The 17,969-nt window shown below is 39.7% G+C and carries 13 protein-coding genes; 2 read left to right on the forward strand and 11 right to left on the reverse strand.

The window, feature by feature from the left end; translation table 11 throughout:
- Positions 1 to 48 precede the first annotated feature (48 nt).
- From RGU12_RS19075 to RGU12_RS19090, 4 genes are all read right to left on the reverse strand, one after another.
- Positions 49 to 1,464, reverse strand: a complete 1,416-nt coding sequence (locus tag RGU12_RS19075; RefSeq protein WP_309538292.1) for an NAD-dependent succinate-semialdehyde dehydrogenase — start codon at positions 1,462 to 1,464, stop codon at positions 49 to 51.
- Between the two features lie 44 nt (positions 1,465 to 1,508).
- Positions 1,509 to 2,864, reverse strand: a complete 1,356-nt coding sequence (gene gabT, locus RGU12_RS19080) for a 4-aminobutyrate--2-oxoglutarate transaminase (protein ID WP_309537437.1) — start codon at positions 2,862 to 2,864, stop codon at positions 1,509 to 1,511.
- A 105-nt stretch (positions 2,865 to 2,969) separates the two neighbouring features.
- A complete protein-coding gene (locus tag RGU12_RS19085; RefSeq protein ID WP_309537438.1) occupies positions 2,970 to 5,105 on the reverse strand; it encodes a sigma 54-interacting transcriptional regulator in 2,136 nt (711 codons plus the stop codon).
- Between the two features lie 116 nt (positions 5,106 to 5,221).
- Positions 5,222 to 5,464 (reverse strand): biotin/lipoyl-containing protein, encoded by a 243-nt coding sequence (locus tag RGU12_RS19090; RefSeq protein ID WP_309537439.1) that lies wholly within the window; start codon positions 5,462 to 5,464, stop codon positions 5,222 to 5,224.
- A gap of 290 nt (positions 5,465 to 5,754) precedes the next feature.
- Here RGU12_RS19090 and aguA point away from each other — a divergent pair, with 290 nt between their 5' ends.
- Positions 5,755 to 6,846, forward strand: coding sequence for an agmatine deiminase (gene aguA, locus RGU12_RS19095; RefSeq protein WP_309538293.1), 1,092 nt, complete (start codon positions 5,755 to 5,757; stop codon positions 6,844 to 6,846).
- 27 nt (positions 6,847 to 6,873) lie between these two features.
- On the forward strand, positions 6,874 to 7,746 hold the full coding sequence (locus RGU12_RS19100) for a carbon-nitrogen hydrolase (protein ID WP_309537440.1): 873 nt from the start codon (positions 6,874 to 6,876) through the stop codon (positions 7,744 to 7,746).
- Positions 7,747 to 7,845: 99 nt separating this feature from the next.
- On the opposite strand, the gene RGU12_RS19105 is transcribed toward RGU12_RS19100, so the two are convergent.
- From RGU12_RS19105 to RGU12_RS19135, 7 genes are all read right to left on the reverse strand, one after another.
- Complete coding sequence (locus RGU12_RS19105; RefSeq protein WP_309537441.1) at positions 7,846 to 9,225, reverse strand: putrescine aminotransferase; 1,380 nt, start codon at positions 9,223 to 9,225, stop codon at positions 7,846 to 7,848.
- A 16-nt stretch (positions 9,226 to 9,241) separates the two neighbouring features.
- Entirely contained in the window at positions 9,242 to 10,714 is a 1,473-nt protein-coding gene (locus tag RGU12_RS19110) for an aldehyde dehydrogenase family protein (RefSeq protein ID WP_309537442.1), read from the reverse strand.
- Between the two features lie 437 nt (positions 10,715 to 11,151).
- Positions 11,152 to 12,210 (reverse strand): ABC transporter substrate-binding protein, encoded by a 1,059-nt coding sequence (locus RGU12_RS19115; protein WP_309537443.1) that lies wholly within the window; start codon positions 12,208 to 12,210, stop codon positions 11,152 to 11,154.
- A 77-nt stretch (positions 12,211 to 12,287) separates the two neighbouring features.
- A complete protein-coding gene (locus RGU12_RS19120; RefSeq protein ID WP_309537444.1) occupies positions 12,288 to 13,856 on the reverse strand; it encodes a GNAT family N-acetyltransferase in 1,569 nt (522 codons plus the stop codon).
- An 83-nt stretch (positions 13,857 to 13,939) separates the two neighbouring features.
- A complete protein-coding gene (locus RGU12_RS19125) occupies positions 13,940 to 15,364 on the reverse strand; it encodes an NAD-dependent succinate-semialdehyde dehydrogenase (RefSeq protein ID WP_309537445.1) in 1,425 nt (474 codons plus the stop codon).
- Between the two features lie 24 nt (positions 15,365 to 15,388).
- On the reverse strand, positions 15,389 to 16,465 hold the full coding sequence (locus RGU12_RS19130; protein WP_309537446.1) for a C45 family autoproteolytic acyltransferase/hydrolase: 1,077 nt from the start codon (positions 16,463 to 16,465) through the stop codon (positions 15,389 to 15,391).
- Positions 16,466 to 16,545: 80 nt separating this feature from the next.
- The gene (locus RGU12_RS19135; protein ID WP_309537447.1) at positions 16,546 to 17,820 is read right to left on the reverse strand and encodes an NAD(P)/FAD-dependent oxidoreductase; all 1,275 of its coding nucleotides are present in this window, start codon (positions 17,818 to 17,820) and stop codon (positions 16,546 to 16,548) included.
- Positions 17,821 to 17,969: the final 149 nt, after the last annotated feature.

The following is a 17,969-nucleotide window of genomic DNA, read 5'->3' on the forward strand; positions in this document are numbered from 1 at the left end:
AAAAAAACTGCCCGATTCTTAATTGAATGGGCAGTTTTTTTGATAAGGTTAAAATGCAATTGAAATGTATTTGACTTCGATATATTCATCGATTCCGAAGTGTCCGCCTTCTCTTCCAAGTCCGCTTTCTTTAAAGCCACCAAATGGGGCTTGAGCTACTGAAGGCAGCCCATCATTTAAACCAACAATTCCATATTCGAGCTGTTCACTTATGCGTATAGCCTTCCCGATATTTTCAGTAAAGACATAAGCAGCCAATCCATACGGGGAGTTGTTCGCACGTTCAATAGCCTCTTCTTCCGTTTTGAAGGTTGTGACAGGTGCTAACGGACCAAATGTCTCCTCTTGCATGCAAATCATTTCATCCGACACATTACCTAGAACTGTCGGCTCATGGTAATAACCATCATTATCGTAAATTCTTTTTCCTCCATGAAGGATAGTTGCTCCTTTTGAAACGGCATCCTCAATATGTTCTGTTACTTTTTCTAGTGCAGCTTCATCAATTAATGGTCCAATATCTACACCTTTCTCAAGTCCGTTCCCCACTTTGAGATTGGCGACGGCTTTTTGGAATTTTTCTTGAAAAGCATCGACAATAGACTCATGGACATATATCCGATTTGTACAAATGCAGGTTTGACCGGCATTTCTAAATTTAGATCCAATGACACCTTCAACTGCTTTAGTAAGGTCTGCATCATCCATAATTATAAAAGGAGCATGCCCTCCTAGTTCAAGGGAAATTTTCTTGACCGTATCAGCCGCCCCCTTCATTAACACCTTTCCAATCTCAGTTGAACCTGTAAAGGTAATTTTTCGAACACGTTCATCCTCTAACCATGCATCGCCAATTGCACGTGCTTTTCCAGTAACGACATTAATAACCCCACTAGGAATACCTGCCTCTCCGGCAAGCTCAGCAAGTCTTATAGCCGTAAGTGGAGTTTGTGAAGCCGGCTTTACGACAGCTGTACAACCTGCTGCTAGAGCAGGTGCTACCTTCCGGGTAATCATGGCAGCCGGAAAATTCCAAGGCGTGATTGCGGCGATAACACCTACTGGTTGTTTGTGTACTAAAATTCGTTTATTAGGATGAGAGGATGGAATCGTTTCTCCATAGATTCTTTTCCCCTCTTCTGCATACCAGGAAATAAAGCTGTTTGCATAAGCAATTTCACCAACCGCTTCCTTTACTGGCTTTCCTTGCTCTTCTGTCATTAATCGACCTAGCTCTTCTTTATGTTCATCAATCAGTCGGAACCAATTCATTAGTAACTGTCCACGTTCCCCGGCCGTTTTTTTAGACCATTCTTTAAAGGCAGCATGAGCAGCATCAACTGCTCTTCTTGCTTCAGGCTTTCCTCCCTTTGGAACGGAAGCTATTGCATTATTAGTCGCAGGATTGATAACGTCGATGACTTCCTTCGTGTCACTTTCCACTTGTTCCCCATTAATGTACATAAAATGTGTTGGCATCTAAACTACCTCCCTTTGAATCTCCCATGTTAATTCGAAAAAATATGTCTGCGTTGTTCAATTGTTTCTATGGATTGTTCTAAAATCTCCAGTCCTTCGTCTAGCTGTTCATCAGTGATAACAATTGGCATCAGAAGGCGAATGACATTTCCATAGACACCTGCACTTAATAATAGGAGCCCACGTTTATTTGCTTCCTGAATAATTTCATTTGTTAGTTTCTTAGATGGAGTTTTTGTAAGACTGTCTTCGACAATCTCCATGGCACACATCGCACCAAGTCCCCGTATATCACCGATGCACTCATATTTATCATACAACTGTTCAAACTTTTCCATAACCCTAAATCCGATTTTTTGTGCTTTTTCATTAAGCTGCTCTTCTTCAACAATATCAAGAACTGCTAAGGCTGCTCTACATCCAAGCGGACTTCCACTATAGGTTCCTCCTAGTTCACCCGGCTCTGATTGGTCCATTATTTCCTTGCGGCCAATTACCCCGCTAATTGGGACACCTGCACCCATTGATTTTGAAACCGTGATGATGTCAGGAACGACATCAAAATGTTCAATCGCAAAATAGCGTCCCGTCCTTGCAAAACCTGTTTGAATTTCATCTGCTATGAAAAGAATTCCGTATTCTTTGCAAGCTTCATAGACTCCTTGAACGAAACGTTTACCAGGTATGATAAAGCCACCCTCCCCCTGTACTGGTTCCATGACTACCGCGGCAATTGTTTCTGGGGCTACTTCGGTAATAAGGAAGTTTCGGAATTCCTCCATCATATATTCCTCATACTGCTCTATCGTTAATCCTTGAGGTCGACGAAAATGGTATGGATATGGTGCTTTATAAATTTCTGGTGCAAACGGACCAAATTCATATTTATAAGGCTTTACCTTACTCGTCATTGTCATCGTTAATAACGTTCTACCATGGAAGCCCTTTGAAAACGAAACAATGCCTTGTCTTTTCGTGTATTTCCGTGCAATCTTAACGGCATTTTCGACGGCTTCTGCACCGCTATTTTGAAGCAGCACTTTTTTATCGTGTTTTCCAGGAGCAATACGAGCAAGCCTCTCAGCAAGTTCAATATATGCCTCATACATCATAATATTAAAACCAGTATGAATAAATTGATCGACCTGTTCGTGAAGAGCCTGCTTTACTTTTGGATGACAATGCCCAACATTAATCGTTCCAATTGCGCCAACGAAATCAATAAAAGTGTTTCCATCGACATCTTGTATTAGAGCTCCTTCTGCCGATTGTGCAAAAAGTGGTGCTCCAAAGCTAACTCCCTTTGGAACAGCCTGCTGTCTTCGTTCTACTAATTCTCTTGATCTATCTCCAGGTAGATTTGTTTTAATTGAAGCATACCCCATCCTACATCATCCTTTCTCGTCTATGTCATTTTAATTAATGCAAAAACTATGCCAAAAATTAAAGAAAAAAACTATTGATTCATATAAGAACCAATAGTTTCTTTCTTAGTACACATTTTCTATATTGCCATGCTGCTCAGCGACTATTTTTTGATATTTCCTACTAACAGAGGATTGACTGATTCCTAGCACTTTTGCAGCTTTCGTTGTCGTTTTATATTGCTTTATAGCTAATAATATCAGCTGCTCCTCTACCGAATCTAATGCTTCCTGAAGTGGTACTATTTTTGTTACGATCGGTTTCGAACTTTTCATATCCTTCCCAAGAACAAGGAATCGATTCACAAACTCTGCATCGATTGCCTCATCATCAGCTGATACTACAAGCCGCTCAATCATATTTTGAAGTTCTCGAATATTTCCGGGCCACGAATGAACCTCTAATAAATTTAGAGCATCAGGAGTTAAATGATAGTTTTTATCGTATCGCTCATTCATTTGTTGGACGAAGTGAAAGGCAAGTAACGGTATATCCTCTGGTCTTTCTCTCAATGGCGGAATATGGATGGGAATCACATTTAATCGATAAAATAAATCCTCCCGAAATTCACGTTTTTCCACCATTTTTTCTAGGTTTTTATTAGTAGCTGCAACAATTTGAACATCTACTTTAATGGGTTTCGTTGTTCCAATAGGTATGACCTCTTGCTCTTGAAGAACCCTTAGTAACTTAACCTGTAGGTGCAATGGCATTTCCCCTATTTCATCAAGAAATAGGACCCCACCGTCCGCTTGTTTAAAATAGCCGTCCTTTCCATTTTTGTCTGCCCCTGTAAACGCGCCCTTACTATAGCCAAACAACTCGCTTTCGAGTAGGTTCTCTGGTATTGCTCCACAATTCAGCTTAAGAAAAGGTTTTTTCGAGCGTTTTCCAAGTTGATGAATCGCTTGAGCAATTACCTCTTTCCCAACACCTGATTCTCCGTTTATCAAGACAGTTGAGGAAAAATCGGCAATTTTTTTTACCTGTGTCATGATTTCTTCCATTTTTGTACTACAATAAATGAGCTTTTTATAAAATAAATCCTTTGTCTTCATATCATCGAGTTCACGTTTATACTGATCTGAAATTTCCTTCATATGGCGAAGTTCATTCTTCAGTTTTGTCGTTTCTGTAATATCACGTGAGGCAATAATGATTCGAATGAGCTCACCATTTTCATTAAATACCGGTTTTCCAACGGCAAGAATCCTTTTTCCTGCTTTCGTCTCTTGAACCACAGAAACTTTTTTCTTTTGTTCTAGGACTAATCTCGTAACCGAGGGTGTAAATAAACCTTTTTGTTCTAGCTCGATAATGTTTTTTCCTAGCAGGCTTTTTAATTCAACTCCCCAAAACTGTGAGATTTCTGTATCACTAAAACGAATCAATTCTCCCTTTGCGTTCACTACTAGGATTTCGTCGTAAACACTGGAGAGGACTGCTTGCATATCATGATTTAAATCCTTAATATATTCAATTTCATTTGCCATTTCTTCAACCATTGGAAGGTCTTGTACGATGATGACCATTCCATCGACCTGTTTTTCTGGAGTATAGATTGGGCTGTAATCAACTAAAACACTCATTGTTGACGTGATCTGAAGCTGATTTAATACGGTGGATCCTGTTTGAAATACGCTGTTGATGTGTTCTTTTGCGAAGATTTTCTCTGCGGGTGTATGTAGTACATGTTCTGGAGACATTTTTATCATTTTTAAAGCTGATTCATTGTAGGAAACAATATTTCTCTCACGATCCACAACAAATATCCCCATTGGAATCGAGGTTAAAATAACCTTTAATAAATCAATATTCTGATTGCCCTGACGGAACATTTCAGCTAATAGTTCTTCTCTCGGTATGTATCCACTTATTTCTCCGGCATCGTCCCTTACCAAAGCAAAGGGCTCACCAATAATTTGAAAGACAATAGGTAGGGAAATATTTTTACTTAACTGTGAGATTTTTTCGATAGGAATTAGATGATTCTTGATTTTTTCTTCCGTGACTTCCTTATCCTCTCCCCCATTCCCCGAAAATACTTTCATAGGGACATACCCGACAATTCTTTGATTATGTTGTATAAAAAGGTAGGGTTCTTGAGTTTTGCCAATACGAAACGGACCATGACCTTTTTCAAGTGATTCAATGTCAATTACAACTAAAGGTTTAATATTTTTTGGATCAACTGAAAACATGAACGACTATCCCCCTTTTTCCATATATTCTATTATATCACTGATTATATAGAATTTTTAAATAAATCTAAAAATAAAAAAAGAGAGAAGACATGATCTTCTCAAAATGCTAGCTACTATACGATGAATGACTCATCTTTCACATAAGTGAGTACCATTCCCGGTATTACCTCATCCCCTACTTGTACCTCGATGGATTGAACACTCCCTCTAATACTAACTTTGATAGCCTTATTCTCACCAGTCAAGGTTTGGATAATAAACAAGGGCTCCCCCTCATCTATCTTGGCATTTTCTTTTATGACAATTTCTTTAATAATTCCATGGTAGGGGCTAGTAATGATTTCGTCATGCTCCACTTATTCACCTCCTTTAGTCAGTATTTAACTAGTAATGATGTTGCAAATAATGTGCCAAATCGAATGTCGTTTTACATGTTTACTTGTACCCATTCCACATTCAATAAATAGAGGAATTATTCATTTATGCATAGGTTATTCATTCCTTCATAGCTTCTTCTTTTTTCCTTCATCTTCCTTAATGAGACAAATTGGTATGATTTTTGCATCATTCAAGAATGACGACTTCGAATGGAGGAGATTAGTTGAAAAAAACAAGCAACCCTACAATTACTGGAGGAAATACAATGGTGAAAAAATTAACAGGCACTCCTCGCCAAGATGGCTATAGAATGCCTGGAGAATTCGAACCCCATCTGGGAACATGGATGCTCTGGCCTGAGAGAACGGACACCTGGAGATTGGGAGCCAAGCCCGCTCAAAAAGCTTTTGCCGAGGTTGCAATAGCTATTTCGAAATTTGAGCCTGTCACAATCGGTGTTTCTGCAAATCAATATGAGCATGTTCGAGAAATACTTCCGGGCTCTATCCGTGTGGTTGAGATTTCCTCAAATGATGCTTGGATGAGGGATATTGGACCTACCTACGTTAAAAATGAGGAAGGTGAAATCCGTGGAATTGATTGGGGCTTTAATGCCTGGGGTGGGCTTGAACACGGACTTTATTTTCCATGGAACTTAGACAATTTAGTCAAACAAAAGGTGTTGGAAATTGACCGATTCAATCGCTATGATGCGCAGGATTTTATCCTCGAGGGCGGCTCGATTACTGTTGACGGTGAAGGCACTCTTATAACAACTGAACAATGTCTACTAAATAAAAATCGAAATCCTCATTTATCTAAAGAAGAAATCGAACATCGCTTAAAAGAATATGTAAATGTGGATACGATTATTTGGCTTAAAAACGGGATGCTTTTTGATGAAACGGATGGACATGTCGATGAAGTTGTCTTTTTCGTACGCCCTGGTGAAGTTGCCATGAGCTGGACAGACGATAAATCCGATCCACAATACGACATTTTAGCTGAATGTTATAACCAACTAAAAGATGCCAAAGATTCGAAAGGGAGAAAGGTAAAGATCCATAAAATTCAAATTCCTACTCAGATTGAAATAACAGATAAGGAAAGTGAGGGAATTGACATAGCACGACACAGCTATGGTCGGAAGCCAGGAACAAAACTTGCCTGCACATATGTAAATAGTTATTTATGCAATGGCGGTGTTATTATTCCAGGGTTTGGGGATCCATGTGACTCAATCGCGCTTCGTCAATTCGAAACCCTTTTTCCAGATCGAAAGGTTGTTCAAGTCAATACAAGAGAAATTGCACTAGGCGGCGGAAATATTCATTGTATTACTCAGCAAATACCAATTTAGTACGAACTAATGAAAGGATGTGTATACATGAAGCGAGGTAAAATGAATATCGCATTGATACAGCATAGCTGTTCGAATGATCGACACGCTAATTTAGAAAAAACAATCGAAATGATCCGAAAAGCTGCAAAGCAGGGGGCTCAGGTCATTTGTACACAAGAGCTTTTTACAGGCACTTATTTCCCACAAACAATTGATGTCAATAAATATGAGTGGGCAGAACCCATTCCAGGACCGGTAAGCACTCAAATGCAAAACCTGGCAAAAGAACTTAAAGTTGTCCTGATTACCTCCTTGTACGAGTATGTAATGGATGGTCTTTATTTTAATACTGGCGTTGTTTTTGATGCGGATGGAACCAATCTAGGAAAATACCGAAAACATCATATCCCAGAAGGCCCTCAATATATTGAGAAATACTATTTTACAGAAGGGGATTCTGGTTATCCCATTTTTGAAACAAAATACGGAACGATCGGTGTTCTCATCTGTTGGGACGAATGGTTTCCTGAGCCTTCACGTATCCTAGCGCTAAAAGGAGCAGATATTATTTTCTATCCTTCAGCAATTGGTTCTGAACCAGATAATCCTGAACTCGATACGTCTCAAACTTGGATGGATGCCATTCGAGCCCATGGTATTCACAATAATATTTTCATAGCCGCGGTGAATCGGGTGGGGCGTGAATATAGCAAGGAAGGGCATATGGACTTCTACGGGCGCAGTTTTATTAGCAATCCCTGGGGTACTGTTATAAAAGAAGCGGAAACAAAAGGGGATGAAATTGTCATGTCCGAAATTGATTTACATGAAATCACCAAGGCCCGAAATATTCTACAATTCCATCGAGATCGAAGACCTGATAGCTATGGTGAATTAATGAAGAAGGTTTTGAGATGATGTCAGGACCAAACCCGATAAGGCGCAAAGACCTTATCGGGTTTTTCATGCTCTTCAAAGAAGAAATGCCCAAGGATTTTTCTCCAAGGGCAGCATAAACTATTTTTCATTTAATGTTTCTAATACCTGTTTAAAAGTGGCAATGACTTGATCTACCTCTTCTATGCTGATGGTTAATGGCGGCTCAATTCGGAAGGTTTTAGAATTAACTAAGGTTCCTGCTACTAGTACTCCATTATCAAACAGTCCTTTTGAAACCTCATAGCCAATCTCATCTGTATGGAACTCAACACCAATTAACAACCCTTTACCACGAATTTCTAGTACTAGCTCAGGGAATTCATCTCCTACTTCACGTAGCTTTCCGAGCATATATTCCCCGACCTCAGCTGCACGCTGTGGAAGTTTTTCCTCGATCAAAACATCGATCGTAGCAATTGCTGCTGCACAGGCTAGCGGATTTCCACCGAAAGTGGTTGTATGCATGAATGGATTAGGGAATAAGCATTTAAATACTTCTTCTTTTGCAACTACTGCACCCGCTGGCATTACGCCCCCTCCGAATGCCTTTGCTAAACAAAGAATATCAGGAACCACACCATATCCTTCTGCTGCGAACATTGTACCAGTGCGTCCCATCCCTGTTTGGACCTCATCAAAAATAAGCAGAGCCCCAAATTCATCGCAAAGTTCACGAACCTGCTGTAGGTAGCCTTCCGGAGGAAGAATGACTCCGCCTTCCCCTTGAATAGGTTCAAGGATTACAGCATTCACATCTTCACCTACTAAGGCACATGACTCAAATGTTCTCCTCATCGTTTCAATGTCACCAAATGGTACGTGGCGGAAACCTTGTATCATCGGAAGGAATGGTTTCCTGAAAACTCCCTTTGCGGTCGCAGAAAGGGAACCAAGGCTTTTTCCGTGGAATGCCTTTGTAGTGGCAATGAAAGTCGTTCTGTCACTATGCATTTTTGCTAGCTTAATAGCCGCTTCAACACTTTCTGTTCCACTATTAACGAAGAAAGAGTATTTTAAGTCACCTGGTGTAATCTCCCCTAAAATTTTTGCTAGCATCGCCCGAAGTGGATCAAGTAAATCCTGGCTATGAAGTGCCTGACGATTTAGTTGGTCCGTTACCGCTTTAACTACCTTCGGATTTCTATGACCCACATTGTAGATTCCAAAACCACCTAAGCAATCAAAATATTCCTTGCCATTTACATCCTGAAAGCAGGAACCCGAATCTGACCATTCAACAGCAGCGAATTGTTTATCCTTTGTGACCGTTTTACGGTAGTCTAAAAATCCGGGGTTTACATTTTCCCTAAAACCATCAACCGTTTCTCGAGTCACCCATTCCGCTTCTTCCTTGGTAATTTGGTCCTTCTCAATGATGGACAATACCTTTTTGATATAATCGGTAACCCCTGAATAATCCTTTTTTTCAAGTTCTTTGTTCGTTGTATTTATAGACATTTTTTCTCTCCTTCGTTTAGTTTTCGAACCAACCCGATGGTTCAACCTGTAAATTAATATTGATTTGCTTTACTTCTGTAAATTCCTCAAATCCAAAGGTTCCTAACCCGCGACCAATTCCACTTTGCTTATAACCACCCCAAGGCGCTTCATTGTAGGTTGGGTGATACGTGTTAATCCATGTAATCCCTGCCCGAATTTTTTTAATCACACGGAGTGCTTTTGCACCATCCTGTGTAAATACCCCTGCTGCAAGGCCATAATCTGTGTTATTTGCTAAATGGATAGCCTCTGCTTCATCTTTAAATTTTTGAACAACGAGAACCGGTCCGAAAATTTCCTCCTGAACAATTCTCATATCAGGTGTTGTATCTATAAAAATAGTCGGTTCCACAAAATACCCATTTTCTAAACCGTTCTGTGTTATTCTATTACCACCACAAACAAGCTTTGCACCTTCCTGTTTGCCGATTTCGATATAGGATAATACCTTTTCCATATGCTGCTGGCTTACAAGTGAACCCATTTCAGTATTTGGATCATCTCCAGGACCCACCCGGATTTTTTTTGCTCTTTCTACTAGTCTCTCAATAAACTTGTCATGAATGCTTTCCTCTAGAAGTAATCGCGATCCGGCTGAACATACCTGTCCCGCATTGGAGAAAATGCCAAATAATGCATAATCAACTGCTGTTTCAAAATCAGCATCAGCAAAAACAATATTCGGTGATTTTCCACCTAATTCTAGTGAGATCTTCTTAATATTGCCGGTAGCCGCCTTCATAATGCTTCGACCTGTAGCCGTTCCACCTGTAAAAGAAACCTTATCTACCTTATGGCTTTCGGCAATTTCATTTCCAACTGTTGGCCCAGGACCCATTACCATATTCGCTACTCCTGCAGGGATACCAACTTCTTGAATGATTTCAAACAGTTTAATAGAAGTTACTGGGGTAACTTCAGAAGGTTTGAATACAATTGTATTTCCTGCAGCAAGTGCAGGTGCAATTTTCCATACCCCCATCAAAAGTGGATAATTCCACGGAACAATTAAGCCACATACACCAACCGGTTCACGGACCACCATTGCCTGCATTGGATCAGCTACATGGTAGGTTTGACCGTCTGGCTTTGTTGCTAACCCAGCATAATAGCGAAAACAGGCCACGGCATCGCCTACGTCAAATTCCGTTTCTCTAAGTGGTTTTCCATTATCTTCTGTTTCAAGTTTACTGATCTCATCGGCACGTTCCTCAAGTTTATCTGCAATTTTAAACAGGTAGGATGCCCGCTCCGCAGCAGATAAATCGGACCAAATTCCTGAATCAAATGCATGACGTGCTACATCAATTGCAATTTGAGCGTCCTCAACATCCCCTTCTGCTGCCTCTGCAATGATTTTTCCATTCGCTGGATTTACAATAGAACGGGTCTTTTTACTTTGGGCATCAACCCATTCCCCATTTATAAACATCTTTAGCTTCTGCATTTCCATCCTCCCCTTTGGTTTTTCTCAACCATGTATTATGCAAAATGTGTGCCAAGTTTCTTGATACTCTTTTCCTCTGCCTTCACGGTTTTTTTTAACCTGGAATGCAAAATTGAATAAGTTATTCACTTGTGCATAAAACGAAAGGGGCAAGCGCCTTGAAAGAGGAACATCGACTAACTACTGCCACGTCCTTTGGCAAACGTCGAGTCAGCACTTCCTCGAAAATGCAATGCATTTTCTTCGTGCGATGATTATGATGTCGAGGCTTTCCTTGTCCTGTGTAAGTCTGACAAGCATAAGAAAAGCCGGCGAGAAGGATGTTCTTTATCCTTCTTGACGGATTGGCTTATGACCAGAGAGGGGCCGGCTGCTTGCGCTAGACACTGAAAACTATAAAAATATCCCCTACCCAAAAATGGATAGGGGAATGAACATTAATTTTTAATTTCTGACCAAATTCGATCGTAAAGCTGTGTAGCCTCACCTACATCAATGTTGTATTCTCCTTTTGCTAGATCCTCCTCAGGAACCTCAAGCGATTCTCTAATGTCATCTGGTAAAAGCTTAAGAGCTTCCACATTTGGATTTCCGTATGGGTATTCCATTGAGATTTCCTTACTGACTTCTGGCCGTAAAATGAAATCAATGAATTTCTCAGCATTTTCCTTATGCGGAGCATCCTTTGGAATGACAAAATTATCCTGCCATAGATTCAACCCTTCTTCAGGGAATACGGTCTTTATTGCAGGATTTTCTCTAGCAGCTAGGGTAGCTTCTGCTCCCCATACAATCCCCGCTTTTACTTCACCACTGACAAGGAGTGTCTTTGGACTATCACTATCAAACGCCTTAATATTTGGCTTAAACTCAAGAAGTTTCTCCTTCGCTTCCTCGAGTTCTTTTTCATCCGTACTATTTTGCGAGTATCCAAGTAAAGCAAGCATACTTCCAACAAGTACTCGTACATCATCTAGAACAACCAGATTATCTTTAAACTCAGGATCAAACAAATCCGCGTAACCTTTTATCTCTTTATCAACTAAATCCTCATTATAGGCAATAACCGCCTTCCCCCACATATATGGAACGGAAAATTCATCATTCGGATCTGCCTGTGTACCAAGAAATCTATCACCAATATTCTTGATGTTTGGGATGTTTTCCTTATTTAATTTTGCTAGCATATCTTGGTTTCTCATAATCTCAATAAAATAAGTCGAGGCAACCGCAATATCATAGCCAGTATTCCCAGCTTGAAGCTTAGCTAGCATTTCCTCATTTGAGGAATAGGTGTCATAGTTTACCTTTATACCCGTTTCTTCCTCAAATTGCTTAATTACACTGGTCGGCAAATATTCTGACCAGTTAAAAACATTTAGAACCTTTTCGTCGGAGGTTCCACCCGTTTTATTTCCACCACACGCTGTCAGCAACATGGAAGCAAGAAATAGAATCACAAAAACGGACAAACCAAATTTCCTTTTGAATGGCATATAACACTCTCCCCTTTTTAATAAAATAGAAGAACTTCTATTAATAAGGCTTGCAAGTTATATGCCAATCCTCTTTTTCAATCGACAGGTATTACCTTTTTCTGGGACTTTGTATGTTTTGTAATGATTTGATAGTAGTCAGTACGGCGATCCTTAAGTGGTGTTTCCGTACCATTGTTGCGGTTTCGGCGTAGGCTTTCAAGGTCAACCTCACCAACAACGATTGTCTCGATATTTGGATTACATTCGCCTACAATTCCATTACTAGAGAATGTAAAATCTGACGGCGAAAAAATACCAGACTGTGCATATTGAACATCCATATGCGGAACATGAGATAGGTTCCCAACTGTTCCGGCTATCACAGTATACACCTGGTTTTCAACAGCACGCGCTTGAGAACAATAGCGCACTCTTAAATAACCTTGCTGGTCTTCTGAGCTAAATGGGGTAAAAATAATTTGAGCTCCCTTATCGACAGCAATTCGTGCAAGTTCAGGAAATTGAATGTCATAGCTGATTAAAATTGAGATCTTTCCACAATCGGTATCAAATACGTGAACACCATTTCCAGGCTGTACCCCCCACCATCTTCGTTCATCAGGGGTTATATGAAGTTTATATTGTTTATCAATCGTTCCATCGCGTCTAAATAAATAGGCAACATTATAAATACAATTACCTTCTTCTACAAAATGAGAGCCACCCACAATATTGATATTGTATTTCACTGCAAGCATCGAGAATAGGTTGATATACTTCTCCGTATACTCTGCAACCTTTTTAATCTGTTTACTTGGAACCTGTTCTTTTATAAAGGATAAAAGCTGCATTGTAAACGTTTCTGGGAATACCGCAAAATCCGAATGAAAATTAGAGCTTGCATCGATAAAGTATTCACATTGCGTTTCAAACTCTTCAAAGGACTTAATTTTCTTCATCATGTATTGAATAACAGAAATTCGAACAGGAAGTGCCCTTGTATATATGCGTCTCGTTTTTCTTGGTAGATAATCTGGATTATTCCATTCCATAAGTGTTGCATAGCCTAAAGAATCTTTGTCAGTTAAATAATTGGCATTGACACGTTTTAAGACAAACCCGTTCATCATTTGAAATGTAAGTGCAGGATCATATAGGTTTTGCTGCAAGACCTGTTCTACATATTCTCTAGCAGACATTTTATCTGCGTACTTGTGATAGTTTGAGATTCTCCCACCAATGATGATACTCTCTAAATTAAGTGCTTGAGCAAGCTTCCTACGCGCCTCATAAAGACGACGTCCTATTTTCATCCTTCGGTAATCTGGATGAACCATTACATCAATACCATATAGATTTTTCCCATCTGGATCATGGTTACGAATATAGGAATTACCACTAATTTCATTAAAGGTATGCTTATCGTCATATTCATCAAAATCAACAATTAAGCTTGAACAGGAACCAATGATCTTCCCGTCAAACTCTACACAAAACTGACCTTCAGGAAAAATAGTGAGATGACTTTCTAATTCATCACGTTCCCAATGCTCCATATTGGGAAAACAAATTTTTGACAGACTAATAATTTCATCAATATCCTCATGTTTGATATTCCTTAAAATGATCTTCTTCTCAAATTTCGAAAGATCGATGGTTGACACAAATATCTACCCTTTCTTATTGATACAGTTTTTTAATAATGACCAAAGAGACGGTTGTATTTCGGTTCGGGTTGAATGATTGATTAGAATTGAATGGAAACAAACTTTTCTTCCAAGTACTCCTCTAATCCGTATTTTCCACCTTCCCTTCCGATGCCACTTTCCTTCATTCCACCAAAAGGAGCCTGTGCCACAACTGGAGTGGGGTCATTGATACCCACTATTCCATAGTCAAGTTCCCGCATGACCCTCATTGCTCGACTTAAATCCTTTGTGTAGCAGTATGAAGCCAACCCATATTGTTCATGATTCACCTTCCCGATTACCTCTTCCTCAGATGTAAAAGATATAATTGGAGCGACTGGGCCAAATGTTTCTTCAGTTAGGATTTTCATATTTTCATTAGCACCAGCAATGACTGTTGGCTCATAGAAACTACCCTTTAATCCCTCCTTAACAGCCTGTTTACCTCCACAAAGGAGTTTTCCATTATGAGAAAGTGCATCCTGCACATGCTCCTCAACCTTTTCTAATGCTTTCCTATCAATTAGAGGGCCCACATCTATGCCTTCCTCCAACCCATTCCCAATCTTGAGCTGGCTTACACGTTCAACAAGTTTTTGACCAAATTGTTCTGCAATCTTTTCTGCAACATAAATACGATTTGTGCTGATACATGTTTGCCCACAGTTTTTAAACTTGGTTAGCATAATTCCTTCCACAGCTAAATCCAAATCTGCATCCTCAAATACGATAAAAGGCGCATGACCACCTAATTCCATCGATACCTTTTTCAGTTGTGCGGCCGAGTCTTGGATTAACCTTTTCCCAACCTCCGTTGAACCTGTAAACGTGATTTTTTTCACATCGGGATTGCTTGTCATTTCAGCCGCAATTTCGTAAGCAGACCCAATGACTAAATTAACGACACCTTTAGGTAACTCAGCCTCATGAAAACATTCAAAAACCTTTATCGCCGTTAGTGGGGTTGCTGATGCCGGTTTTAAGATCACCGTACATCCAGCTGCTAATGCTGGAGCTAACTTACGAGTAATCATCGCAATTGGAAAATTCCAAGGTGTAATTGCTGCTGTGACACCTACAGGTTCACGCAACACCATTAAATGTTTATCCGGATGGGAAGGAGTAAGCGTTTCACCATAAATTCGTTTTGCCTCTTCGGCATACCAATCGACATAGTCAATAGCAATGCCGATTTCACGGATAGCCTCTGGAATGGGCTTACCCATTTCAGATGTCATCACGACGGCAATTTCGTCTGTTTTTTCTCGTAATAAAGCCGCAACTTTTTCAAGATACTGACCGCGTTCCTTCCCCGTTGTCTTTTTCCAAATAGGAAAAGCCTCAGCAGCAGCAGCTATTGCTTCTTTTGTTTCTTCAGTTCCTCCGAAAGCAACCTCCTGAATTCGTTCAGATGTTGCAGGATTGATTACCTCAAGAGTCTTTCCTGACTTTGATTCCTTCCATTCTCCGTTTATATATAGCATTGTTCCACTCCTTTTTACTTTTGTTTACACCTCGATATACCCATCCAACGATGGTTTTCCAATACATACTTGCATGGTTCGTTTTGATAGATTCATAATGACAGAGAAGACTGTTTCCATTTGACGATGCTCAGGTGCACTCGGATTCACATAATGGTTAATGGAGTTTGGATAGTTGAAGGTATCAGAAAACCATTCCTTAAAACGATTTTCATTCATTTCAGTTCCCGATCTCATGCACGAAAAAATCAGTTGTTCTGCTCTATTTTTACGGATCATCGAATCCTCAAATTTGTATTCATTCATATCTGTAAGATGTTTTTGAACCTCGGGTGAACAGATATGGTTTGTGTGAACAACCATTCCTTCGTTGTTTGAGATCATATCCATTCCAAATGGGGAAACCTCATAATTAGCTGCCATTGCCTGCCCACTATCATCTTCACTTGCAATAAGGAAATTAGCTGCAGAAGCCATTTGAGTATGTTTAATTTTTGAAATTGCTTCATGAAGGGTATGGGAATTAAGGACACTGCGCAGGCCTAAATGAATCGGGATTTGATTAGACTTTTTGTTTGTATGTAGTGCATTTAAACAGACAGCAATTCCGCTACTATTTAAGCCAATTTTCCCAATTAATCCTCCCTCGGTAATCATTTTTATGGTGGGCATATTCTTTTGCTCAATCTCAAGTAAGAGTAAGCTATTTGTTTGTTCGGATTTCCAATCCCAGTTTTGACCAATGATTGTTTCCTTAGTTAAGGGTGGAGTTAGGGCAATAGCGGTACAACCATCTGAAAATGTTTTTCTTCCTGCTAATGCAATTTCGCTTCGAGTGTTTAATACTAAAATATCCTCAAATCTAACCCCAGCCCCCTTAGACACACCTTCCATTTCCTCAATTAATTCACGATTATAGGTCTCTATTGCAGGTAAATGCTCTAATGCGATCTGAATAGCTTGCTTCCAACTAATCTTGCTAAACCCATAAAAGAGAGATTCATAGGTTTCAAGACTTTGATGAACCTCACTTTTCCCTTCGCTGCCATGTTTTTCACCAATTTGCCTCGGTGTTCCTGACAACTGGAGTTTTTTTATCATGTCGACATTCCTTTCTTTTTATCTATCCCTTTTTAGCCAAAATTCCATTTATATTAATTGTATGCTGGCATCTGTTTATCTTATGAGATTGCGTCTTTAACCTTAAAATAGTACTTCATTAGCCCGACTACTTTTCCATGCTGACTATAAAAGGGAATGGGGCGTAAATTATTTTTTTCGAATGGATTTTTCCCATTGTTTTCGGAGAGGATATTGCCAGCAAGCAGTTTCCCCATTAATGTCGACATTGCCGCGCCATGCCCGGCATATCCGAAAGCAAAATGGGTACCATCCTCTAGCTGACCAATGTATGGAAGCATTTCCTTTGTAAACCCAACCTTCCCGCTCCAGCAAAATTCAGCTGTATATTTTTTTAACTCTGGAAAAACGTTGTCCATACCCTCTTTTAATTTTAAGTAGAGTGGAGCTGTATCGCCACTTAATGACCGACCTGATCCTCCAAAAGCAATCCGATTGTCAGGTGTTCTTCTGAAGTAATAAAGCATGTGTTTTGTATCAAAAACGGCTCTATCTTTTGGGATTAACTTAGAAACTAGCTCTTCCGGTAATTGTTCAGTAGCAATCATAATGCTTTCAACTGGTATGACGCTTCGAGAAATCGTTTTATGTAAGTTTCCTGAATAGGCGTTCGTGACGATGACTAAATGATCCGCTGTCACCCTCCCATCTTCAGTCATAATGGTGACTTTCCCATTCGAGGATTTTATGATTTCAAGTGCCTCTGAATTTTCAAAGATTCTGCCTCCGAGTTTTTCTACCGTCTCTGCTAACCCCAGGACATAATTAAATGGATGATAGGTTGCACTATTTTCATCAATACACCCACCATGATAAAAATCTGTTTTTAATTCTGCTTGTAAATCCTGCTTATCAAGTACCCGAACCTTGTAGTTAAAGTCCTTTTCCAGGATCTTTTGCTCCTTCTTTAACCAGTCGATATGCGTTGGCTTATAGGCCGCGTAGATGTGGCCTGAGCGTTTGAAGGAACAGGCAATATGATGATCCTTACTAATCCGTTCAATTAAATCAATGGAATCAAGAGACATTTGGAGCATTTGCTTTGCCGTTTCCAAGCCTTTTTTCTTCGCAAGTGAGCTCATCGAGTCAATAAAGCCTGTTAAAATTTGACCGCCATTTCGACCACTTGCGCCGCTTCCGAGATAGCTTTTTTCAAGTACAATTGTTTTGACGTTTTTCTTTTGCAAATGATAAGCCGTTGATAACCCGGTAAAACCTCCTCCAATAATGACTACATCACACTCTTCGTTTCCGGATAAAGATGAACGTTGTTTTTTCTTATTTGAAGTTGCCTCCCACATTGAAAGTTGTTTCAAAAAGTCCACTCTCCTACATTTTCCGTTTGTATCTAAAATAGATTTATGCAAGTAACGTACCAAGTTAGAATTTTCACAGAAGTTAAATGTGGAAATCTAATTTTACAGCGGATAAGCACTATGCAAAAATGAATAAGTTATTCACATGT

The organism is Ferdinandcohnia sp. QZ13, from assembly GCF_031324165.1.
GTDB lineage: Bacteria > Bacillota > Bacilli > Bacillales > Bacillaceae_L > Ferdinandcohnia.

Excerpts from the sequence above, each read along its gene's own strand:
- RGU12_RS19085 (WP_309537438.1), bottom strand. The coding sequence starts at position 5,105 with ATGTTTTCAGTTGATCCAAAAAATATTAAACCTTTAGTTGTAATTGAC.
- RGU12_RS19125 (WP_309537445.1), bottom strand. The coding sequence starts at position 15,364 with ATGCTATATATAAACGGAGAATGGAAGGAATCAAAGTCAGGAAAGACT.
- gabT (WP_309537437.1), bottom strand. The coding sequence starts at position 2,864 with ATGGGGTATGCTTCAATTAAAACAAATCTACCTGGAGATAGATCAAGA.
- RGU12_RS19105 (WP_309537441.1), bottom strand. The coding sequence starts at position 9,225 with ATGTCTATAAATACAACGAACAAAGAACTTGAAAAAAAGGATTATTCA.
- RGU12_RS19115 (WP_309537443.1), bottom strand. The coding sequence starts at position 12,210 with ATGCCATTCAAAAGGAAATTTGGTTTGTCCGTTTTTGTGATTCTATTT.
- RGU12_RS19130 (WP_309537446.1), bottom strand. The coding sequence starts at position 16,465 with ATGATAAAAAAACTCCAGTTGTCAGGAACACCGAGGCAAATTGGTGAA.
- RGU12_RS19100 (WP_309537440.1), top strand. The coding sequence starts at position 6,874 with ATGAAGCGAGGTAAAATGAATATCGCATTGATACAGCATAGCTGTTCG.
- RGU12_RS19110 (WP_309537442.1), bottom strand. The coding sequence starts at position 10,714 with ATGCAGAAGCTAAAGATGTTTATAAATGGGGAATGGGTTGATGCCCAA.
- RGU12_RS19075 (WP_309538292.1), bottom strand. The coding sequence starts at position 1,464 with ATGTACATTAATGGGGAACAAGTGGAAAGTGACACGAAGGAAGTCATC.